This window comes from Pedobacter sp. 10L46_2 (assembly GCF_056395165.1).
Map to the genome: position 1 here is coordinate 1 of NZ_JBFTIZ010000395.1, position 3,264 is coordinate 3,264.

General features: G+C 39.9%; 5 protein-coding genes. All 5 read left to right on the top strand.

The window, feature by feature from the left end:
* A partial coding sequence (locus tag AC1DDX_RS25645; protein ID WP_477622844.1) for an HAD family hydrolase occupies positions 1–405 on the top strand: 405 nt, incomplete at its 5' end.
* On the top strand, positions 402–584 hold the full coding sequence (gene ccoS / locus AC1DDX_RS25650) for a cbb3-type cytochrome oxidase assembly protein CcoS (RefSeq protein WP_172662629.1): 183 nt from the start codon (positions 402–404) through the stop codon (positions 582–584). The genes AC1DDX_RS25645 and ccoS, both read left to right, overlap by 4 nt.
* Before the next feature lie 69 nt (positions 585–653).
* Complete coding sequence (gene ccoN / locus AC1DDX_RS25655; protein ID WP_288883692.1) at positions 654–2,765, top strand: cytochrome-c oxidase, cbb3-type subunit I; 2,112 nt, start codon at positions 654–656, stop codon at positions 2,763–2,765.
* 17 nt (positions 2,766–2,782) lie between these two features.
* Positions 2,783–2,950, top strand: a complete 168-nt coding sequence (locus AC1DDX_RS25660; RefSeq protein ID WP_172662627.1) for a hypothetical protein — start codon at positions 2,783–2,785, stop codon at positions 2,948–2,950.
* The coding region (locus AC1DDX_RS25665; protein ID WP_477622845.1) for a cbb3-type cytochrome c oxidase N-terminal domain-containing protein at positions 2,947–3,264 on the top strand (318 nt) is incomplete at its 3' end. The genes AC1DDX_RS25660 and AC1DDX_RS25665, both read left to right, overlap by 4 nt.

Genomic DNA, 3,264 nt, shown 5'->3' on the forward strand with positions numbered 1-3,264 from the left:
CCTCAAGACAAACTTGACTATATCCAACAACTTCAAAAAGAAGGAAAGAAAGTTTTAATGTTCGGCGACGGACTAAATGATTCAGGTGCCCTTAAACAAAGTGACTTGGGCGTTGCCATTACAGATAACATAAACAATTTTTCTCCTGGATGCGACGCCATACTGGATGGATTATCATTTCATAAAATTCCTCAATTTATCCAGCAGGCAAAAGACGCGGTAAAAGTAATCGGAATGTCCTTTGTCATTTCTCTGATGTACAATACAGCCGGATTATATTTTGCCGTACAAGGACTTTTATCACCATTGATGGCGGCGATACTAATGCCACTAAGTACCATTACAATAATCCTGTTTACCTCGCTTGCAGTAAGACTATTTGCACATAAAAACAAATTACTATGAACATGATTTATTTACTCATTGGCTGTAGTATTTTACTAGCCCTGATGTTTCTTTTGGCTTTTTTCTGGATGATTAAATCTGGTCAGAATGATGATACGTTTACCCCGGCTGTAAGAATTCTTTTTGATGACGAGGTAGCCGAAAGGGAAATACAAATAAGTGACGAAGATCATGCCTAGCTAAAACTTACATCACATATAGCCGTACCTGGCAGCAGTAATTTTACAACCGTTAACTATAATTTCAATATGACTGAAAAATTCTATTACGATAACAAGATCGTTAGGAACTTTGCCGTAGCCACCATTGTTTGGGGAATCATTGGCATGACAGTCGGGCTTCTGGCTGCTATGCAGCTTTTTAAGCCCGAGCTAAACATGGGTTCGCAGTATACAACTTTTGGGCGCATCAGGCCTTTGCATACCAATGCTGTAATTTTTGCATTTGTAGGCAATGCCATCTTTATGGGGGTTTACTATTCCCTACAGCGGTTGCTGAAAGCAAGAATGTTTAGCGACATGTTAAGTAAAATTCATTTTTGGGGCTGGCAGCTTATTATTGTTTCAGCGGTAATTACGCTTCCGCTGGGCTTTACCTCATCTCATGAATATGCTGAACTGGAATGGCCAATTGACATTGCCATAACCGTGATTTGGGTGGTCTTCGGGATAAATATGTTTGGTACAATTATCAAAAGAAGAGAACAGCACATGTATGTTGCGATATGGTTTTACATCGCAACCTTTGTTACGGTAGCTGTCTTACATATTGTCAATTCATTTCAATTACCCATATCATTGTTTAAAAGTTATTATTTGTATGCAGGTGTTCAGGATGCTTTAGTTCAATGGTGGTACGGTCACAATGCCGTAGCCTTCTTTCTAACTACCCCCTATTTGGGAATGATGTACTACTTTCTTCCAAAAATGGCTAACCGACCGGTATATTCTTATAAGTTAAGTATCCTGCACTTTTGGTCGCTGATATTCATCTACATCTGGGCAGGTCCTCACCATCTTCTATATACATCACTCCCATCATGGGCACAATCATTAGGTGTAGTGTTTTCTATTATGCTCATCGCGCCCAGTTGGGGAGGCATGATCAATGGCTTGTTAACCCTTCGTGGAGCATGGGACAAAGTGAGAGAAGATGCCACATTGAAATTTATGGTTGTCGGCTTAACAGCATATGGTATGGCCACTTTTGAAGGCCCAATGCTTGCACTAAAACAAATTAATGCTATTGCCCACTACACGGACTGGATTGTTGCCCACGTACACGTAGGTGCATTGGGCTGGAATGGTTTTTTAACTTTCGGTATCCTGTATTGGTTAATACCCAGAATTTACAGAACACCCCTGTACTCAAAAAAGCTTGCTGCATTTCACTTTTGGATAGGAACACTGGGAATTATTTTCTATGCAGTGCCGCTTTACTTTGCAGGTTTTACCCAAGGCTTAATGTGGAAACAGTTTACTGAAGACGGGATGCTTAAATATCCCAATTTTCTTGAAACCTTATTGCAGATCATTCCAATGTATGTGTTAAGAGCCATAGGTGGCGCCATGTATTTGATTGGTGTCATAGTAATGACCTATAACATCATTAAAACCGCCAGAGCAGGAAAACTACTTGCCAACGAACCTGCAGAAGCACAGCCGCTCTCAAAAACTTATGAGGCGGTAGGTTCAGACAAAAAAATTCATAGAATTCTCGAGCGAAAACCAATGGTATTTATGGTATTGTCTTTAATAGTGATCTTAATTGGGGGGATGATTGAGATGATGCCGACATTTACCATAAAATCAAACATCCCTACTATTAGTAGTGTAAAACCGTATTCACCGCTTGAATTGCAGGGAAGGGACCTTTATATACGAGAAGGATGTGTGAGCTGCCACTCCCAAATGATAAGGCCTTTCAGATCCGAAACAGAAAGGTATGGTGAGTATAGTAAAGCCGGTGAGTTCGTATATGACCACCCATTTCTTTGGGGTTCAAAACGTATCGGCCCTGATTTGGCAAGGGAAGGTGATAAATATTCCAATGCATGGCACTTTAATCACCTATTGGATCCTCAAACCATGTCACCAGGAAGTATTATGCCTCCGTATGAGTGGTTGATTAACCAAAAACTGGATACCACTACAACCATTGCCAAGATTAATGCTATGCGGACTCTTGGTGTTCCATATGAACCTGGTTTTGAACATAAGGCGAATAGTCATCTTAACAACCAGGCAAAAGAGATTGCTGCGGACCTTCGCAAAAGCAACGTACGTGTTCAAAGCGACAAAGAAATTATTGCAATTATAGCCTATCTGCAAAGATTAGGTACAGACATTAAAGCTAAGTAGAACTAAAATTCTTAAAGATGTTTAAACAATTTTTAAATCAGGTAGATGGTAGCCAGGTGTATTTAATAACATCACTTGGCATATTCCTATTATTCTTCATTATGGTAGCTGCATTGCTTTTGATAATGAAAAAGGATAAGATTAAGTATATGAGTGAATTACCCTTAAAAGATGATGTACAATGACAGATATGTTTATCTGGGCCTTACTGATTACCGCAGTATTGCTCCTTGCAGTATCAGTGCTGCTTCTAAAGGTAATTAAAGTATATGTGCATGAAAGCCTGAACCCTACTCAGTTCGCAACACCTGAAGAGAAAAGGTTAAGACGTATTGCTGCTGAAAAGACCGAAATCGCGCGACCTAAGAAACCATCAATCTGGGTAAAATTAATGGGCTTAAGGCCAATCGCTGAGGAGAAAGATATCGTAATGGAACATCAATTTGATGGAATTGCAGAGCTGGACAACCCTACTCCTGCATGGTTTATGGTTCTATTC